Source organism: Francisella-like endosymbiont (genome assembly GCF_003069505.1).
In the GTDB taxonomy this organism is placed as follows: Bacteria; Pseudomonadota; Gammaproteobacteria; order Francisellales; family Francisellaceae; genus Francisella.
Genome location: NZ_QAPC01000002.1, coordinates 56334 through 73330 on the forward strand (window position 1 = coordinate 56334; position 16997 = coordinate 73330).

The window sequence follows — 16997 nt, forward strand, 5'->3', positions numbered from 1 at the left end:
TAGATAAATGTTTATTTTCTTGTTAATACTATCTCAACATCATGCTGAGTTTATTCCAAAATCTCACAATAAATATAGGTTATATGAGATTCTGTACTTCATCTATACTCACTCAATAAGAAAGTTTAGGATGACGAAAAGTATTATTCTTATAATATATTGGGTTATATTATAACTTAATAACCTAAAGAATTTAACTAGACATCGATGTTTATTGATACGCATTGTTACTTAGATTTTGATATTTTTGATAAAACTCGTCAAAAACTACTACAAAACTTTAACCAGCTAGATATTAACTAGATCTCGGTTTTAAATTAGGAATTGGGGAATAATCTCGCATACAAAATTAAAACTCAAACAGACTCTACAAAAAATTGGGCTACAAAATATTGTTTTAGAAACAGACTCACCAGATATATAGCTCTACAATAGTAGTGATAATATCAATACTCCAGAAAATATCCCTAAGATTTTTGAGCTATTAAGCAATATTTATCAGCTAAATCCTGCTATACTAAACAACAAATTTACAATATTAGCTTAGAATTTATCTAAAAAATGTATATATCTAACTTACGCTTACAAAATTTTAGAAATATATCTTTTAAAAGCTTTGACTTTAAAAAAAGTATAAATTTTATAGTTGGTAAAAATGGCTCAGGTAAAACATCAATCCTTGAATCGATATACTTTTTATCACATAGTCGCTCATTTCGTAGCTCACAGTTAAATAGAATAATAAATCATAATTGTGACGAGTTTATACTCTACACAAAAGCTTATAACCCAGATGAAATAACCATATCGCTATCACGCAAAAAAAATAGTAATAATATTTCGAAACTAAATTCAGAGATACAAAAAAATCATACTGAAATAACGCGTAATCTTCCTATACAACTAATAAACCCTGAGAGTTTTAATATCATCAACTCTGGAGCACAACAAAGATGTAAAATGCTCGACTGGGGAGCTTTTTATCTTGATAAAACTTTTTTTAAAATATGGCAACAAAGCAAATTTCTCGTAAAACAAAGAAACTCAGCCTTAAAACAGAACTATCCATATAACTATATACTCAGTATAGATAAAAAACTCTATGAGTTTGCTGAAATACTTGACTATAAAAGACAAACATATTTTGCTAAACTCAAGCCTAAAGTCTATGAAATTCTAGCTAAGTTTAATCCTGAACTAAAGCTAGATATAGAATATTTTCGAGGCTGGAATTTACATAAAGATCTATCTCAAGTGCTAGAAGAATCTTTTAATTATGACAATAAATATAAAGTCACTAATCATGGTCCACATAAAGCTGATATAGTTCTAGCTGTAGATCATAAACCTATCCAAGATACTTTCTCGCGTGGACAACAAAAATTACTTATTTGTGCACTAAAATTAGCAGAAGGAGAAATTCATAACTCTGAAAATAATAATAAATGTATTTATCTGATAGATGATATAACTTCTGAACTTGATAATACTCATACACAAACATTATTTAACTATCTTAAAAAACTTAAATCACAAGTTTTTATAACAACTACAGAAAAAAATAAAATTGATGAATTTATTGATTCAGATAGCTATATATTAGAAATATAAATCTTATAAGGATTAAAAACCATGAAAAAACAATACTTACGATTTTAGTAACCTTCCCTATTCTCTAGTATTTGCAAATAAAGTTTGTAATAGCAATACTTATAAAATAAATGCGTGTTTAAAGTCACAAATGCAAATAATATGATACAAAACTAAATAATGTACAAAACCATTATATTAAAAATTTCAAAAAATATCGTAATAGTCTTTGTTCTAATATTAGTTCAATTTATAAAAGTGGTAATTATCAATCGATCAAATATAGTAATTGTATAATCTCTCTTGATAAATGGTTTTTAGAGAAAATAAAGAAAATAAAAGATTCTATAATATTTATGGTACTATACACAACTTACTCCAAAAACCTGCAATATCCTCATCACACGAATAACTATCACACATTGCAGAACCTTGACCAACCCCGGCGATAAAATCACCTTTTTCATTAAAAAAATCTTCGATAATTGATACAACTTCGGGATTAGTTTGATTTCCTAACCTTTCTGAATTATTTCTTTGAATATAAACATAATCACTATCAGGCTCATTTATTATATCATACTCATTGCCATCACTAAGAATGGTTCTTGAAGTTACTCTTTGATTATCTCCTCTAAAAGTCAACAGTAAGATACCATTATCACCTGTTAAACATCCCTTGCTTCAATCTGGAAGAATTGATCTCGTTGCAGGTCTAGGACCTGAACATAAAATACCCCACATATTTCCAGTTGTCGTAGTTTCTATTATAGTAAAGGATTAGATGGAATAGATGTGGTGATGAAGGAGATACTCTGTTAAAGCATTTTGTTAATTAGAAATACCTGTAAACCATATTACTAGGAATATTTCCTGCTATTTTATTTATTTCAAGTTTATAGCATTAAAAAAATAAATATTTAGAAAAACACCCCCCATTAAAACTGATAACTTTTTAATACTCAATAATTTATACTTCTAAATTAAAATATTTAATCAGTCAGCATTAAATTATACTGATAGTATGGATCACAACATCAGGTACCAAATTTGTTTCAACATAAACTTTGACAGTTGCATTCTGTGCATCAGCTCTCTCTTTACATACTTGTATAAAATTGTCTTTATTTATTTCTACACATCCCAAAAACTCAGAATCTTCATCAGGAAATTCTCCACTTTCATATGTATAATTAGTGATTTCATTAATATATACTTCGAGCTGTAATATCTGCTCTAGAAAGCTTTACTCTAACTTGATAATTTGAATACATCGGTATAGCTATAAAAGAAATTATAGCAATTACGGCTATCACCACCATTAACTCTACTAATGAAAATCAACTATCATTCACAAAGTTGGTCATATAAAATAAAAAACTTATTTAGATTAACTATACTTATTTATAAGTACATAGTAAAAATTTAAAGCTGCAGTTTAAAAAATAATAAGTAAAATCGCAATTAGATCTCTGTTGTTTGATTTAATCTGATAGAATATATTTTGATTAGTTTAAATTTATATATTAATACATCATTTTCAATTATGCTAAAAAAAATCATAATTCTATCTAATATACTATTATACTAACAGGTTGTGCTGACTCTTATCAAAAAAATTTATGGAATAAATATCATGAAAAAACATCAACAAGCTCTAATCTACACTCAAAGCTAGTTAAAGTACATAATCGTGACAGTTTAGTTTTTACATATTCACCTTATAGGGCAGATTTTCGTAATAAACTATAAGACTAATTGCTAGACTTGCGATTAACTGCAGCATTAGTGATGTAAACACCCAAAAATACTACACTACTAAATAGCAAAGATAAGGTTGAAATAGTCTCACCATAAAAAAGAAAACCAATAAGAATAACTAAAAATGGTAGAGTATTTTGGAATACTGCTGTCTTATATATGCCAATCTCTTCAAGAGCCCCTAAGTACCATATATAAGCTACTACAGTTGCAAAAGCCGCTATATAAAGCATACTTCCCCAGAATTTAAAATCGGTATGTGCTAACTGCGAAAAATCTGCTTTAAATAAACTTACAATAGCAAACATTATCATACCAACTATAGCACCATAAGTATTTACCGTAATCATGTGTACACCTTCTCTGACACAACATTTACCTAAGATTGCATAAGCTGCAAAACATACTACAGCTAAGACACTTAATACTTCACCTAAGTTAATCTGAACACCATTTAAGCATTCTACTGCACCATTAGAGAATAAAACCACGCCAATCGTACCAAGCAATGCAACAAGTATACCTATTTTAGCCTGTTGATTTACTTTCATCTTAAAAAGATAGCTAGACAAAATCGTTATTAGACAAGGGGTAAAAGCATAGATAATAGCAACAATATTGCCCGAGATTAGTTTCTCAGCCCATAGAAATGTTACGTTGTATAAAAAAACACTAAAAAACCCTACAGCAATAACATATGTCCATTGTTTTAGATTCAACCGTGGAAAAATGTCTTTGTAAAATGGTAGTGTACTACAATAAAAATCAACGATGCAAAGGCATAGCGAATCAAACCAACTAGGTATATGTCGACATAACTAAGTGGTAAAGGAGCTATATGGTATAAGCTTGCCCAAAACACCAAAGCTAAAACTATCTTAGCGTAGCCTTTTACTAATGAAGAATTCATGATTTTTACAGTTATCTGTTTTTTATCAGATACTCTACTATATCTGAATTTAATAGTGTAGAGATATCTCCAAAATTTTCAAAATCTTTTGCAGCTATTTTTCTTAAGATTCGACACATGATTTTACCTGAACGAGTTTTTGGTAACTCTGGAGTAAATTGGATAACTTCTGGAGGCGCAACTAGACCTATTTCTTGTCTGACGTATTTAACCAAAGATTTTCTAACTTCATCTAAAGTTTAGTATCACTTTTATGTTTAAATATATAGTAGATATATATAGTCTCACCTTTAATCTCATGTTACATACCAACAACCGCACTCTTAGCAACATCTGGATGAGTGTTTAGTGCTGCTTCAATCTCTGTAGTTGCCATCCCTATGCCAGAGACATTAATAAATCATCCATACCCCTTCGATCCAAATATAACCATCTTCATCTCTTCTAGCAGCATCACCTGAAAAATAATAACCCTTAAAACTAGAAAAATAAGTTTGAAGATACTTATCATGATCACTATAACTTTCTTGCTATATTAGGTCTTGCTCTTTTTATACATAAAGCGCCTTTACCAACTCCTATTATCTCATTGCCATCAGTATCAAGTAATGTCACTTTAACGCCAAAGAAAGATTTAGAAACGAAACCAAGCTTAAATTTATATGCACCAGGTAGCGAAGAAGTTATCATATGACCACCTATCTCAGTTTTCCACCTGTATATACAAGTGGAGCTTGATTATTACCAGCTTTCTCAACAAACCAATTCCAAGCTTCTGGGTTTATTGGTTCGCCAACTGAGCCTAATACCCTTAAAGAATTTCTACTAGTATTAGCTAAAAACTAATCACCATCTTTTAGCAAAAATCTTATCAAAGTTGGTACAGTATATAAGATGCTTACATTATGTTGATCAACTTCCTGCCATAATCTTGAAGTATCTGGATAAATAAATACACCCTCAAATATCACTGATGTTGAGCCATTTGTAAGAGACCTATAGACAACATATGTGTGCCCTGTTATCCAACCAATATTTGCAGTACACCAGTAGACATCATGATCTTTATAATCAGAAACAAGTTTATGAGTCATACTTGCATAAACCAAATATCCAACTGAAGAGTGCACTAAACCTTTAGGAGCACCTATAGAGTCAGATGTATAGAGCATAAATAAAGGTGTCTCACCAGCAAAAGCTTGTGGCATACTCATTTTGAAACTTTTTTTAGTTCTTGTAGCAAATATCTTTACTATCATTCCAGCTAATATTATCTGTGGTAGTGTTATGCACAACTAAGACTTCTATAAAATCAATTTCAGTAACAACTTTATCAACAGCTGCTTTCATAGCTATTCTTTTGCCTGATTTGACAGCCTCATCAACTGTTATAATAAAATCACTCTTAGCATTGTCAATACGCTGTTTTAGCGACTCTGCTGAAAATCCACCAAAAACTACAGAACGAATTGCACCAATACGTGCACATGCTAGCATAGCATATATTGACTCTGGCACTAGAGGCAATATAGATAGTTACAAAATCACCTTTTTTGACTCCATTAGCCTCAAATATGTTAGCCATTTCACAAACACGATGATATAGCTTTCGGTAGGTTATTTTCTTAGATTTTTTCGGATTGTCAGCCTGTCATATAAAAGCTAGTTGGTTTGCTCTAGCTGGTAAGTGTCTGTCAACACAGTTATAGCATACATTTAATTACCCATCTTCAAACCACTTTATATCAACTGGAGCAAAATAGGCTTTAGTAAAAGGTTCATTCCAATGTATACGATTCGCTTGTTTAGCCCAGAACTGCTCTGGGTTTTCTAGAGATTCTTTATAAAGTTTTTCATATAGTTCGGAATTAATATGCCTTGAGCAATACAATCCTGGGATACTTGAAGCTTTGAGTACAACCTACACTTTGTCTTTAAATTTTATACTAAATTTCATATTAGCATATTTAGCTAAAATTGTAATATCTCACTACTAAATAAAGATTGTTAATATTTAACAACAATAATTAATATTTGATAAGTGCTATCTATTTTGTAGATATTCTTTAAACTTATGACCTAACTCTTTATGCTGTAAGGCTATCTCATAATTAGCAATTAGAAAACCTAATTTACTACCACAATCATAACGTGTACCTTTAAATTCATAAGATAAAATTTTCTCATCCTGATCTAATAATTTAGCGATTGCATCAGTTAATTGAATCTCACCACTTGCACCCTCTGAGGTTGATTCTAAACACCTAAAAATCTTATTTGGTAATAAATATCTGCCTACAACCGCATTAGTTGATGGTGCTTTTTCTGGAGCTGGTTTTTCAACAATTGTTTTTATAAAATTATCATTATCTTTTGCAACTATACCATACGAATTTGCTTCTTCCTTCTTGACTTGTTGGGTTGCAACACAGCCTCTAATGTCAGTGCCCTCAACCGCTTTAATCATTTGCCTTAACGTACCAGTACCACATTTATAATTATAAATTAAATCATCAGGCAGTATAACTGCAAAATCTTCGATTCCAATCAGTGGTTTTGCACATAAAACTGCATGGCCTAACCCCAAAGCTTCTGGCTGACGCACAAAGAAAAAATTTACGTCTTTGGGAATTATATTTTTCACTAAGTCTAATAATTCATACTTTTGTTTTTTTTCCAAAGAATATTCTAACTCAAAGTTTCTATCAAAATGATCCTCTAGGGATTTTTTATTTGAGCTAGTAACAAATATTATCTCTTTACAGCCTGCTTCTATAGCCTCTTCAACAGCATATTGGATTAGAGGTTTATCAACCACTGTTAGCATTTCTTTAGGACATGACTTGGTCGCTGGCAAGAACCTAGTTCCCCACCCAGCTACAGGAAAAATTGCTTTTCTTATTTTCATTTTAGCTCCTTTTGGATTAGCTATTAACTAGATTACAGTATAGTGCGACACAAATATTATAACCGTTGTATGAAAGTTTACTCAATGCTTCTGAAAGTCTTTTTAAATCATTAGATCTTTTTACATATAGATCTACCAAGATCTCATCATCAAAATAATATATCGACATTTTTTTATCTAAAATAACATTTTCATCTATATTATTTTCAGCAAAAAACTCTTTTATTTTAGTTAATATTTCAATACGAGATGGCTCAAAATTCTCTTGTTTAATAACTCCGCTTTCATGGTTTGTAACATCAACATGTACCGTTATGTCTTTTATGTTATAAATATTATAGTAAATATTACTTTTAACCACCTCTGCGATATAATGTCCCTCCGAGGCTGTACTAAACTTATCTACTAAAATATGTACATCTAGGACAATTTTTCCTGCCATTTTTCTAGTACGAAGATAATGAAAGTCTTCAACACCTTGAGTTTTTGTGATTATTACTTTGATATCTTGACACATTTGGTTATCAACTCCTTCATCTATAAGTTCGGCAACAGCAGAGTATACCGATTTAATCCCCATTTTGACAACCATAAAGCACACAATAAACGCTGCTATAGCATCCATCCAAGCAAAACCTAAAAAAGCTCCAACTAAACCGATTAATACAACTACCGAAGACCACATATCAGAGCGACTATGCCAAGCATTAGCTCTTAACATATCAGAATCAATCTTATTTACAGCTCTCATTGTATATTGGTAGATAAATTCATTACCCAAAATCGATAAAATAGCTGCATAAACAGTAAATTTATATGGTATAACATACTCACCACTAAATAAACTTCCTAGAGAATGATAAACGATCATAAAACCAATAGTTATCAATAGCCCTGATAATACTAGTGTTGCTAAAGTTTCTAGTCTCTCATGCCCATAAGGATGATTATTATCTTCACCTTTATTTGCATATTTAGCCACAAATAAAACCATGAAATCACTTAAAAGATCAGAAAATGAATGTATACCATCGGCAAATAAAGCTGGTGAACGTCCTATTACACCTATTAAAGTTTTAGATATAGCAAGCAAAGCATTTATGAACATGCCAACAAGAGTAACTTTTTTGGTAATTTGATATCTTTTATCTGACATTTTCAACCTCTTATCAGGTTATCGATAGATTTTTAACAAAATAATAATGCTTAGAGTAACTAAAGTCTATTGATAATAAGTAAATATGACTAATCTTAATCTAGACATTACTAAGTTAACTAGTAGGATATGAGCAACTATTAAGAATATGACAGTGCCTAAACACCATGCTATAGAATTATCTAATAAACTATGAGCTGTAACATAATATGCTGCAAACATAGCTATTACTAAGCCAGGATTCCAACTTTTACGCTTAAAGCCTCGGCTATATTATATGTCAGACAATTAGATAATAATCAAGAAACCAAAACCTAAATCAATAAAACTCAAGGCACCAAAAATCGCAAATGCTAGCCACACCATAAGGATATTTATCAGTTAATTTTTTCTGTCCTTCTGGTAGTGCCATAACTATGCAATTCATATTTTTTTAAAACCATCTGGAACATAGTGCTCCTCTGTCTGATGAAATAAATACAAAGGAATACTAATCAATCCCCAAAAATGTGTATCATATACAGAAAAATTCGCAAATAATAATACTGAAAATACTATCCCTGCCCATGATGCTACTTTTACGCAATTTTGATTTCTTGCTAGATAATCTATCATCATATAACATCTCTAAGATGCCTTCATATCGAAGATATATTATCCTTTATCAAAGCTACTATAAAAATCTTTAAATATCTTTGATTTTTTGACAAAATTTGCCTTGTAAAGCTTATAAATATTTGTATAATATACTTCATCAGTTCGGAGAAATGGCTGAGTGGTCGAAAGCGGCGGTCTTGAAAACCGTTGACTGTAACAGGTCCGGGGGTTCGAATCCCTCTTTCTCCGCCACCTTGAAAGCCATTTTAAATAAGGGCTTTTTATGTCTGAAGGTTTTTATTTTTTACAATTTTTAAACCTAATATTTTCTGAAATACTACAGAAATATTTTTTTGATTATTTATTCCTCTTAAATTCTCCGCTTGCTCAAAGATATTTTTGAAACCTTATCTTTTGTAATTAGTGGATAATTGTACTTTGCTAAAAGTATTATCAAGTAACCCTAAGTTCTACCTTGATATCTTCTCTGATATTCCAATCAGTATATTTTGATTTATCATCAACCATTTTTTTAAACTCTTTAACTAAGGCTATAAGCTTATATTCTGGATAATCAAACTCATAATCTAATTGCTATATCTTTTAAAATGTCATAAAAAGCTTTCTCTTCAAAGCCAATACCTCCTAATTCATCAAAAGATTCTTTTTCTTTCTTTAGAGCATGATATAAATCAACAATACCATCTGTGAAGTCATTTTAAACATCACTAACCAATACATCTTGCTCTTTTCTCTCGTTGTATTTTTCTACAAGAGAGTTAAGTTTTTTAGAAAAATCTAAAGCTTTCATTTTATTTACTTTATTAAAATCTTCTAAAGCCTTTGCTAGTAACTGTTGTAGAAGCTTAATTTTAGTATTTGGAAGTTTTACTTTATCAATCTTATTTAGATAATCTTTATTAAAAATATCAATCTTTGATTCATCATTACTACCAAGTTTAAATATCTCTTCAACTCCTTCACTTTTGATCGCCTCTTCTATCATGTTGGCTACCCTTCTATTCATCTGAGTGGGTAGCTCTGGGAGCCCTCCTCCTTTAGTTAGCTTAACGACAATAGAGTGGACAGCTAAATAGAAATGGATAAGATCGTTCTCATGATCATTAAAAATCTGTACCACAACAAATATCATAAGCTTGCTTTTATCCTCTTAATGATATAAATAAATCTATTTTCTAATTCTTTTGTTAGCTGGATATATTCACTGGCAAAATTTAAGCAATTTAATTGCTCAACTGTTCAACCATCAAAATATCTACTATTATCAAATTTATAAAACAACTTTGCTAATAAATCTAGCTTCTTTAACAAAAAACTATAAATGCCTCTATATCCTCAAAGTTTTGGCTATCAATACTAGAAAACTGTTTAAGAGTCTTATTCATTGCTGTTTTCATACCGATATAGTCAACTATAAGCTCTTTATTTTTACCTGCATATTACTATCTAGGGGTTGCCGACAGTAAATGCAATTTTCATCTGAATCTTCTATTTGCTTTTTATATTGGTTACTCTCTAAACTAGTCTTTTCATGTTTTTTCAAGGTCTTTTGAGCATTCTCCAAAATTAGATTTATACTTTTTTTGACTCTTCTATATTCTCTTTTATTATGTCTATTTCATCACACTTTACTTTTTCAATTTTGATTTTATGTTGAATGTTTTGTTAAGAAAAATCTTTTTGTTTTTTATTAGCCCTTGTAATTTTTTATCACTTCCATCTGAAAATATAAATTTATCCTCTACACTTCTTTGCTCTAAATCATTCAGGTAGTCCTTATAAAATAAATTTTGCTTAAGTCAATCAATAATTCCAATAATATAAGAAAATAAATTCAATCCAAACTATTCCACTAAGGTTGAATCTATTTCTCTTCTACTGAGTAACCCATTTTAATATGATGAAGCAAAAACTATTCACATTCATAGTGAGTTTCTCTTGTTGATGATAATTTTAGAGTTTTAGTTATACTTGAATTAGGTTTTATGAAAATAACAGAATTATCAGGAACTTCATTATTAAGCTCATGAATATGCTCAACGTAATTTCTACCAACACAAACTACTTTTGACTTTGTTAGATCAATTTGCATTTTTTTGCTTTCCTTGACGAATATATACTAATAATTTATAATTGAGTTTTTTATAATTTAAAATCTTCGCCTAGATATACTTTTCTAACAGTTTCATCAGCTAGAACTTCTTCTGGAGTACCTGCTGCGAGCATATTACCAGCATTTACAATATAAGCTCTTTCACAGATATCTAGCGTCTCGCGTACATTATGGTCTGTAATCAAAACACCAATACCTCTATCTTTAAGATGGCGCACAACCTCTTTAATCTCTATTACCGACACAGGGTCAACCCCTGCAAATGGCTCATCAAGTAAGATAAACTTAGGATCCATTGCTAACGCTCTAGCAATCTCAACCCTTCTACGCTCACCACCTGATAAGCTCATACCTAAACTTTTACGGATATGTTGAATACTAAACTCATCTAAAAGCTCATTAAGTTTTTCTTCAATTTGGACTTTATTTAGGTCTTTACGAGTCTCCAAAATTGCGATAATATTGTCCTCGACACTTAACTTTCTAAAAACAGAAGCTTCCTGAGGTAAATAGCCCAAGCCTCTTCTAGCTCTTAGATGAATCGGCATTTTTGTTACATCTTCTTGACCCATCCGAACTTTACCACGCGTAACTACAACTAAACCTACAATCATATAGAATGATGTTGTTTTTCCAGATCCATTTGGACCCAAAAGACCAACTATTTCACCAGTTGAAACTTTCATAGAGACATTATTTACAACCCAGCGTGAACCGTATTTTTTGCCTAACCTCTTAGCTTCTAATGTGTATTTTTCCATTTTTACCTACATTTTTATCATTTTAATATTAGAGTTATAAGTATTTAAACCTATAACACTTCCTCTTTGAGAATCTTTTTGATAATCACTAATAGGTGTAAGACCTGTATTAACTCTAGTTTGATTCTGAATTCCATCTAAGATTATAGTTGATCTTCTATTTTCACACCCTGGGATTGATATTAAATCATGAGCAATATCAAAAATCACTTTCTCGCCTTTATATACATTATCATTTTGAAAAGCTATAGCTTTTTTATAAAGCTCTAAATGCTTATCATCAACATCATAAACAATTTTTATAGAACTTCCTTGAACAGGCCCTCTAGTTAATGTTTTTAGGTTAGTATAATTAGGGTTTGAATTGGTCGGAAATGTATAAAATTGTGATTTCTCATCGCCTTCTGAAAGCATCGTAAAAGTCTTGAATTTTCTATCTTTATCTAACTTTATAATCAGCTTTTGACCAGAGATAAAATTACACTCTCTCTCCTGAGAACATAATAACTTTGCTTGCTCTAACCACTTTTGTTGTAATTGTTTAAATGGCAAACTATTGTCTCTTATAAAATAATTTATGCCTTTTTTAAAGCTACTAGGCTGATGGCACAAAATATGCTTATTATGAATTTGCATTACGAAAACATTACCTAAATAAGTTAGTATGCCTTGGTTATCATCATAAACAGCATTATCTGCACAAATAGTTACTGGACCATACTCTTTCAAGTTATTATCATTAGAGTTATTCTCTTTTTCTTCATCAGTTACACTATCCTCCTGTAATGAAGAATTATATATAGGAGAGCTATAGTCAATTTTATTTTCTTCAACATTTGAAAAAGCATTAGAAACAAATAAAAGTGAAATTACAATCAATAGTCTAGCTCGTTGCATAATAACTTCTCACATTTTGATTCAATCTTATAATTTTAGTTTCCGAGTTGCCCAATAAACCTGTTCCTGTGGTGTTATTGCTAGTTTTAGGATCATATATTTTAGTAAATCTACTACTATAAAAATCTTTAGAGCCAGAGTTATAATACATTTCTGAAGTTTTTATATAAATTTTATCTGGAGATGAATCACTTTGCGAAGTTCTTTGATTCTTGCCAGAAGCTTTTTTCGTAAACATAATAGCATCTACACAATCATATAAATGAGTTAAGCTCTGACCTGTGAACTGTTGTATGTAACCATGTTTTAATTGAACTTGCCACTCAAGCTCTCCAGAGGTTTTATCGTAGCTCTTTTCAGTAATATCTGTCATGTACAAATCTTGATTGAGATAGCGTTGTAGTTCTTTTGCAAAAAAGCTCATTGCAAGGTTGCCATTTTCATCATACTTGTTGTAATTAAAATCAAATACTCTTAATTCAATACGATTTTTTTGTGGTAGATTTTTGAGTGGCCTACCACTATCAAGAGCATTATAGCTTATATACAACATTGATAGGATAATTACTATTATAGAGATTACATTAGCAGACAAGGAGTATTTTGTAAAAAACTTCATTGCTTATTTATCTCACTCCACCACTTTTGATATAATCGCTCACAACCTTGTCATATAGATTTAGCTGTTTCATAATATATTCACAAAACTCTCTTACCGCCCCAGCGCCACCATTAGCTTGACAAATATAATCTGCATAGTCTTTGACAACAGTTATAGCATCTACTGGGGTTGCTGAAATAGCTACTTTATTCATCAAAATTAAATCTGGTAGATCATCACCCATATATGCTATATCATCATCATTTAGCTTATATTTTAACTTGAGTAATTCATAAGCTTTTAATTTATTTTTTTGTCCTTGCAAAATATCTTCAGGATCTAATCCTAAGCTTATAAACCTATCAGTGACAATTTTTGATTCTTTACCTGTGATAATAGCAACCTTAATTCCTAACTTCTGCACAAGGACAATTCCTAAACCATCTTTAGCATCAAAATTCTTAAGCTCATCACCATTATTAGTTATTATTATTTTGCCATCTGTTAATACGCCATCTACATCGAGTATCAACAACTTAATATTTCTTGAGTGATTTATTTTCATTACTAAGTTTAAAAAGAATTATTAACTTCAATCAGAGATATTATCACAAATGATAAAAAGACTAAAATATATTAAAAACAAAAGGACAAACTATTTATAGTTTTTTACAGATTTTTCGATTTCTTTTCTTGCAAAGGCTGCATTATCCCAGCCTTCTACTTTAACCCATTTACCTGAATCTAAATCTTTGTAATGTGTAAAGAAATGTTCAATTTTTTGCTTTAAAGATACCGGTAAATCATCAACATCGTTAATGTGATCATATTCTTTAGTCAGCTTAGAGCTTGGCACAGCGATAACTTTAGCATCAACACCATCATCATCTTCCATTTTAAACACACCAACTGCTCTACAGTTTATTACACAACCACCTGCTAAAGGATATGGTGCTAAAACCAACACATCAATAGGATCTCCATCATCATAAAGAGTATTTGGTACAAAACCATAATTACAAGGATATCTCATAGTAGATGACATAAATCTATCAACAACAATCATATTGTTATCTTTATCAAACTCATATTTTATAGGGTCACTATCTTGAGGTATCTCTATTACAACATTAAAATCATTAGGAATATCTTTTCCACAAGGTATATTTTTTAGCATCGTAATTTCTCCTATATTTTTATTAAATTATTAACACCTAATACACTGACAAAGAGTCTATCACAAAAACCTTTGTATTTATAACATATAAATATTAAAATACTTATAAGTTATGAGTTTAGAATTATATACTTTGATAAATTGATAAAGAGAAAAAATATGAAATTAACAAAAATAGCCTTATTAACAGCTAGTTTGACAGCAAGTGCAGTTTTTGCCGCACCTAATATATCTGCCGGTGATGATCTTTATTTTAACGACGGTAATGGACTAGCACAGAAAGATATTATTGTAAGACCTATAAATATTGAGCTAGATGCTCCGGCATGGGTAGTGATGAATTATCGTACTGGCGATATCGTTAGTGAAAAAAATATGGATGTTAGAAGAGCTCCTGCAAGCTTAACTAAAATCATAACTTATTATATAGTTGCTAGTGAAATAAAAGCTGGCAATCTAAGCTGGGATACAATGGTCCCAATTAGTGAAAATGCTGCTTCTACAGGTGGCTCAAAGATGTATGTTAAAGCTGGCGCTAGAGTCTCTGTAAAAAATCTCGTAATTGGTATGGATGTGGTTTCTGGTAATGATGCTACTATTGCTCTTGCAGAATATATTGGTGGTACTACAGCAGCATTTACTGACTTGATGAATCAAACAGCAAGAGCTATTGGTATGAATAACACTCATTTTGCTAATCCAGATGGACTTCCAGGTGGAGAGCAATATACTACTGCTCACGATATGGCATTACTTGCAAGATCATATATATACAATTTCCCAGAAGCATATAAAGTATATGATGATAAAGGCCTAGTTTGGAATGCCTCAAAACAAGATTCAGTAAGTATCTCTGATCGTAAACAATGTTTACCTAAATTTGATCATGCTAGCGGAAATGTTTTAGAGAGCTATACAGCTAAAGATCTTGATGACCAGGCTAAAGATAAATGTAGTGAGCTTTTCCCTAAAGGTGATAATTTCGTATTACAAAACAATAGAAATAGATTGCTATTCACATTTGATGGTGCTGATGGTATAAAGACAGGCCATACTGATGCTGCTGGATATTGTCTAGTTTCATCTGCTAAACAAGATGGTGAAAGATTTATTTCTGTAGTTCTCGGCACTACTAGTTCTGCTAAAAGAGATTCAGAGTCAGCTAAACTACTAAGATATGCGCTAAGCAAATATGAAAATGTACTTTTATATAAAGCAAATTCACCAGTTACAATTAGTGCTGATAGCATTCCAAATGCAAAAGCTGGGCAAAAGATAATTGTAGCTTCAAGTCAAAACATTTATAAAACCGTGCCTAAAACTTATGTGTCTTACTTAAAACAAGGTATAGAGTTTAACCTAGGCTTGAAAGCTCCTATTAAAATAGGTCAAGCTGTAGGTAATTTAGTGATTACACTATGTGATACTAAAGAGAAAATTGCTAGCGTTCCTATAGTAGCTATGAATAATATTTCACAAAAGGGTTGGTGGTAATAACAATAAAATTTATAGTTAAGGATTTATAAATGTCTGAAAATAATAACCAGAATCAACAAGAAACTTTTTTTGAGTTTCCTTGCCAGTTTCCAATAAAAATAATGGCAAATCCTCATAAAGAAACCGTTGAATTTATTCTAAGTGTTTTTGAGAAGTATATATCAAATCATAACGAGATAGATTTTAATACTAAAGAAAGTAAAACTGGTAAATATATTTCCATAACTGCAATTTTTACTGCAGATAGTAAAGAACAGCTAGACAATATCTACAAAGAGATTTCTGCACATCCAGAAGTTCATATGGTTTTATAATATTTTTGTTATGAATAATATTTATCACAAAGATTTAGGTTTGCAACAATATTCCAGAGTATTTGGGGATATGCTCGAGTTCACTTCGACACGAACTCCTGAAACTAAAGATGAAATATGGTCAGTTGAACATCCTGCTGTTTTTACGCAAGGTAAACATGGTAAGCCAGAACATATTTTAAATTCACATAACATCCCAATAATTGCAACTGATCGTGGTGGTCAGGTTACTTATCATGGTCCAGGTCAAGCAGTGATATATTTTCTTCTTGATATGAAGAAAAATAAACTTGGGGCTAAAAAATTAGTAACTGTCGTTGAGCAAGCTTGTATCAATATGCTTGATAAATATTATAACCTAAAGGCTCATATTATTGATGGTGCGCATGGTATATACATCAATAATCAAAAAATTGCTTCTCTAGGTTTAAGAATCAAACAAGGTAAAAGCTATCATGGTATTGCTATAAATACTAATATGGACCTTACACCATTTAATTACATCAATCCATGTGGTTATAGTGGTCTAAAAATGTGTCAGATAGCTGACTTTTGTCAAAAAGTTGATGTAAAGAAAGTTCAACAACAATACACAGCTGAGTTTATTAAATTAATATAATCCCAAATCTAGTTATTTATTAAATATAGCTTATAAAAAGTTTACCAAATTTTCAAATTTATTTATCTTTTTAGT

The 16997-nt window shown here is 30.7% G+C and carries 18 protein-coding genes, 1 tRNA gene and 7 pseudogenes; 8 read left to right on the forward strand and 18 right to left on the reverse strand.

The features are described 5' to 3' along the window. Positions 1-299 precede the first annotated feature (299 nt). From C9379_RS04360 to C9379_RS04370, 3 genes and pseudogenes are all read left to right on the forward strand, one after another. Positions 300-558: pseudogene (locus tag C9379_RS04360) on the forward strand (TatD family hydrolase); the annotation flags it as partial. 3 nt (positions 559-561) lie between these two features. Next, entirely contained in the window at positions 562-1611 is a 1050-nt protein-coding gene (gene recF / locus C9379_RS04365; RefSeq protein WP_143384684.1) for a DNA replication/repair protein RecF, read from the forward strand. Positions 1612-1672: 61 nt separating this feature from the next. Beyond that, a pseudogene (locus C9379_RS04370) lies at positions 1673-1922 on the forward strand (lysozyme inhibitor LprI family protein); the annotation flags it as partial. A gap of 22 nt (positions 1923-1944) precedes the next feature. On the opposite strand, the gene C9379_RS04375 reads toward C9379_RS04370, so the two are convergent. After that, positions 1945-2235: a hypothetical protein gene (locus C9379_RS04375; RefSeq protein ID WP_143384683.1), complete on the reverse strand. Its 291-nt coding sequence runs from the start codon at positions 2233-2235 to the stop codon at positions 1945-1947. Positions 2236-2582: 347 nt separating this feature from the next. After that, positions 2583-2930, reverse strand: a pseudogene (locus C9379_RS04380) (pilin); the annotation flags it as partial. A 206-nt stretch (positions 2931-3136) separates the two neighbouring features. Here C9379_RS04380 and C9379_RS04385 point away from each other — a divergent pair. Continuing rightward, positions 3137-3342, forward strand: a pseudogene (locus C9379_RS04385) (hypothetical protein). Between the two features lie 2 nt (positions 3343-3344). Here C9379_RS04385 and C9379_RS04390 read toward each other — a convergent pair. From C9379_RS04390 to C9379_RS04430, 9 genes and pseudogenes are all read right to left on the reverse strand, one after another. Continuing rightward, a pseudogene (locus C9379_RS04390) lies at positions 3345-4261 on the reverse strand (DMT family transporter). An 11-nt stretch (positions 4262-4272) separates the two neighbouring features. Then, positions 4273-4476 carry an AMP-binding enzyme gene (locus tag C9379_RS04395; protein WP_318263265.1) on the reverse strand — a complete coding sequence of 68 codons (204 nt, stop codon included), beginning with the start codon at positions 4474-4476 and terminating at the stop codon, positions 4273-4275. A gap of 301 nt (positions 4477-4777) precedes the next feature. Further along, complete coding sequence (locus C9379_RS04400) at positions 4778-4951, reverse strand: hypothetical protein (protein ID WP_318263264.1); 174 nt, start codon at positions 4949-4951, stop codon at positions 4778-4780. Between the two features lie 152 nt (positions 4952-5103). Then, positions 5104-5520, reverse strand: a complete 417-nt coding sequence (locus tag C9379_RS04405; RefSeq protein WP_343377532.1) for an AMP-binding protein — start codon at positions 5518-5520, stop codon at positions 5104-5106. Next, complete coding sequence (locus C9379_RS04410; protein WP_318263262.1) at positions 5489-5779, reverse strand: AMP-binding protein; 291 nt, start codon at positions 5777-5779, stop codon at positions 5489-5491. The genes C9379_RS04405 and C9379_RS04410 overlap by 32 nt, the downstream gene beginning before the upstream one ends. Before the next feature lie 202 nt (positions 5780-5981). Next, on the reverse strand, positions 5982-6152 hold the full coding sequence (locus C9379_RS04415) for an acetyl-coenzyme A synthetase N-terminal domain-containing protein (RefSeq protein ID WP_318263261.1): 171 nt from the start codon (positions 6150-6152) through the stop codon (positions 5982-5984). A 153-nt stretch (positions 6153-6305) separates the two neighbouring features. Further along, positions 6306-7169, reverse strand: coding sequence for a UTP--glucose-1-phosphate uridylyltransferase GalU (galU, locus tag C9379_RS04420; RefSeq protein ID WP_143384681.1), 864 nt, complete (start codon positions 7167-7169; stop codon positions 6306-6308). Between the two features lie 16 nt (positions 7170-7185). Next, entirely contained in the window at positions 7186-8325 is a 1140-nt protein-coding gene (locus tag C9379_RS04425) for a cation diffusion facilitator family transporter (RefSeq protein ID WP_143384680.1), read from the reverse strand. A 66-nt stretch (positions 8326-8391) separates the two neighbouring features. After that, positions 8392-8943 (reverse strand): annotated as a pseudogene (locus C9379_RS04430) (HXXEE domain-containing protein). Between the two features lie 143 nt (positions 8944-9086). Between C9379_RS04430 and C9379_RS04435 the strand changes: the two are divergent. Then, a tRNA-Ser gene (locus tag C9379_RS04435) sits at positions 9087-9174 on the forward strand. Between the two features lie 466 nt (positions 9175-9640). Here the strand turns inward: C9379_RS04435 and C9379_RS04445 are convergent. The 7 genes and pseudogenes from C9379_RS04445 to ppa all read right to left on the reverse strand — a co-directional run bounded on the left by C9379_RS04445 (position 9641) and on the right by ppa (position 14492). Beyond that, positions 9641-10075, reverse strand: coding sequence for a type I restriction enzyme endonuclease domain-containing protein (locus tag C9379_RS04445; protein WP_318263259.1), 435 nt, complete (start codon positions 10073-10075; stop codon positions 9641-9643). A 783-nt stretch (positions 10076-10858) separates the two neighbouring features. Further along, positions 10859-11035: pseudogene (locus C9379_RS04450) on the reverse strand (fumarylacetoacetate hydrolase family protein); the annotation flags it as partial. Positions 11036-11085: 50 nt separating this feature from the next. Further along, the gene (gene lptB / locus C9379_RS04455) at positions 11086-11817 is read right to left on the reverse strand and encodes an LPS export ABC transporter ATP-binding protein (RefSeq protein ID WP_143384679.1); all 732 of its coding nucleotides are present in this window, start codon (positions 11815-11817) and stop codon (positions 11086-11088) included. Positions 11818-11823: 6 nt separating this feature from the next. After that, positions 11824-12714: an LptA/OstA family protein gene (locus C9379_RS04460; RefSeq protein ID WP_143384678.1), complete on the reverse strand. Its 891-nt coding sequence runs from the start codon at positions 12712-12714 to the stop codon at positions 11824-11826. Next, positions 12701-13333, reverse strand: a complete 633-nt coding sequence (gene lptC, locus C9379_RS04465) for an LPS export ABC transporter periplasmic protein LptC (RefSeq protein ID WP_143384677.1) — start codon at positions 13331-13333, stop codon at positions 12701-12703. The genes C9379_RS04460 and lptC overlap by 14 nt, the downstream gene beginning before the upstream one ends. Before the next feature lie 7 nt (positions 13334-13340). After that, on the reverse strand, positions 13341-13880 hold the full coding sequence (locus tag C9379_RS04470) for a KdsC family phosphatase (RefSeq protein ID WP_143384676.1): 540 nt from the start codon (positions 13878-13880) through the stop codon (positions 13341-13343). Positions 13881-13970: 90 nt separating this feature from the next. Beyond that, entirely contained in the window at positions 13971-14492 is a 522-nt protein-coding gene (ppa, locus tag C9379_RS04475; protein ID WP_143384675.1) for an inorganic diphosphatase, read from the reverse strand. 159 nt (positions 14493-14651) lie between these two features. Here ppa and C9379_RS04480 point away from each other — a divergent pair, with 159 nt between their 5' ends. The 3 genes from C9379_RS04480 to lipB are packed head-to-tail and all read left to right on the forward strand — an operon-like array spanning position 14652 to position 16922. Beyond that, positions 14652-15986, forward strand: coding sequence for a D-alanyl-D-alanine carboxypeptidase family protein (locus C9379_RS04480; protein WP_143384674.1), 1335 nt, complete (start codon positions 14652-14654; stop codon positions 15984-15986). 32 nt (positions 15987-16018) lie between these two features. Continuing rightward, positions 16019-16303, forward strand: a complete 285-nt coding sequence (locus C9379_RS04485) for an HP0495 family protein (protein ID WP_343377533.1) — start codon at positions 16019-16021, stop codon at positions 16301-16303. A gap of 10 nt (positions 16304-16313) precedes the next feature. After that, the gene (gene lipB / locus C9379_RS04490) at positions 16314-16922 is read left to right on the forward strand and encodes a lipoyl(octanoyl) transferase LipB (RefSeq protein ID WP_143384672.1); all 609 of its coding nucleotides are present in this window, start codon (positions 16314-16316) and stop codon (positions 16920-16922) included. The last annotated feature ends 75 nt before the right edge of the window (positions 16923-16997 follow it).

Excerpts from the sequence above, each read along its gene's own strand:
- C9379_RS04405 (WP_343377532.1), bottom strand. The coding sequence starts at position 5,520 with ATGATAGTAAAGATATTTGCTACAAGAACTAAAAAAAGTTTCAAAATG.
- lptC (WP_143384677.1), bottom strand. The coding sequence starts at position 13,333 with ATGAAGTTTTTTACAAAATACTCCTTGTCTGCTAATGTAATCTCTATA.
- C9379_RS04470 (WP_143384676.1), bottom strand. The coding sequence starts at position 13,880 with ATGAAAATAAATCACTCAAGAAATATTAAGTTGTTGATACTCGATGTA.
- recF (WP_143384684.1), top strand. The coding sequence starts at position 562 with ATGTATATATCTAACTTACGCTTACAAAATTTTAGAAATATATCTTTT.
- lipB (WP_143384672.1), top strand. The coding sequence starts at position 16,314 with ATGAATAATATTTATCACAAAGATTTAGGTTTGCAACAATATTCCAGA.
- C9379_RS04485 (WP_343377533.1), top strand. The coding sequence starts at position 16,019 with ATGTCTGAAAATAATAACCAGAATCAACAAGAAACTTTTTTTGAGTTT.
- C9379_RS04445 (WP_318263259.1), bottom strand. The coding sequence starts at position 10,075 with ATGATATTTGTTGTGGTACAGATTTTTAATGATCATGAGAACGATCTT.
- galU (WP_143384681.1), bottom strand. The coding sequence starts at position 7,169 with ATGAAAATAAGAAAAGCAATTTTTCCTGTAGCTGGGTGGGGAACTAGG.
- C9379_RS04425 (WP_143384680.1), bottom strand. The coding sequence starts at position 8,325 with ATGTCAGATAAAAGATATCAAATTACCAAAAAAGTTACTCTTGTTGGC.
- C9379_RS04400 (WP_318263264.1), bottom strand. The coding sequence starts at position 4,951 with ATGATAACTTCTTCGCTACCTGGTGCATATAAATTTAAGCTTGGTTTC.
- ppa (WP_143384675.1), bottom strand. The coding sequence starts at position 14,492 with ATGCTAAAAAATATACCTTGTGGAAAAGATATTCCTAATGATTTTAAT.
- C9379_RS04480 (WP_143384674.1), top strand. The coding sequence starts at position 14,652 with ATGAAATTAACAAAAATAGCCTTATTAACAGCTAGTTTGACAGCAAGT.
- lptB (WP_143384679.1), bottom strand. The coding sequence starts at position 11,817 with ATGGAAAAATACACATTAGAAGCTAAGAGGTTAGGCAAAAAATACGGT.
- C9379_RS04460 (WP_143384678.1), bottom strand. The coding sequence starts at position 12,714 with ATGCAACGAGCTAGACTATTGATTGTAATTTCACTTTTATTTGTTTCT.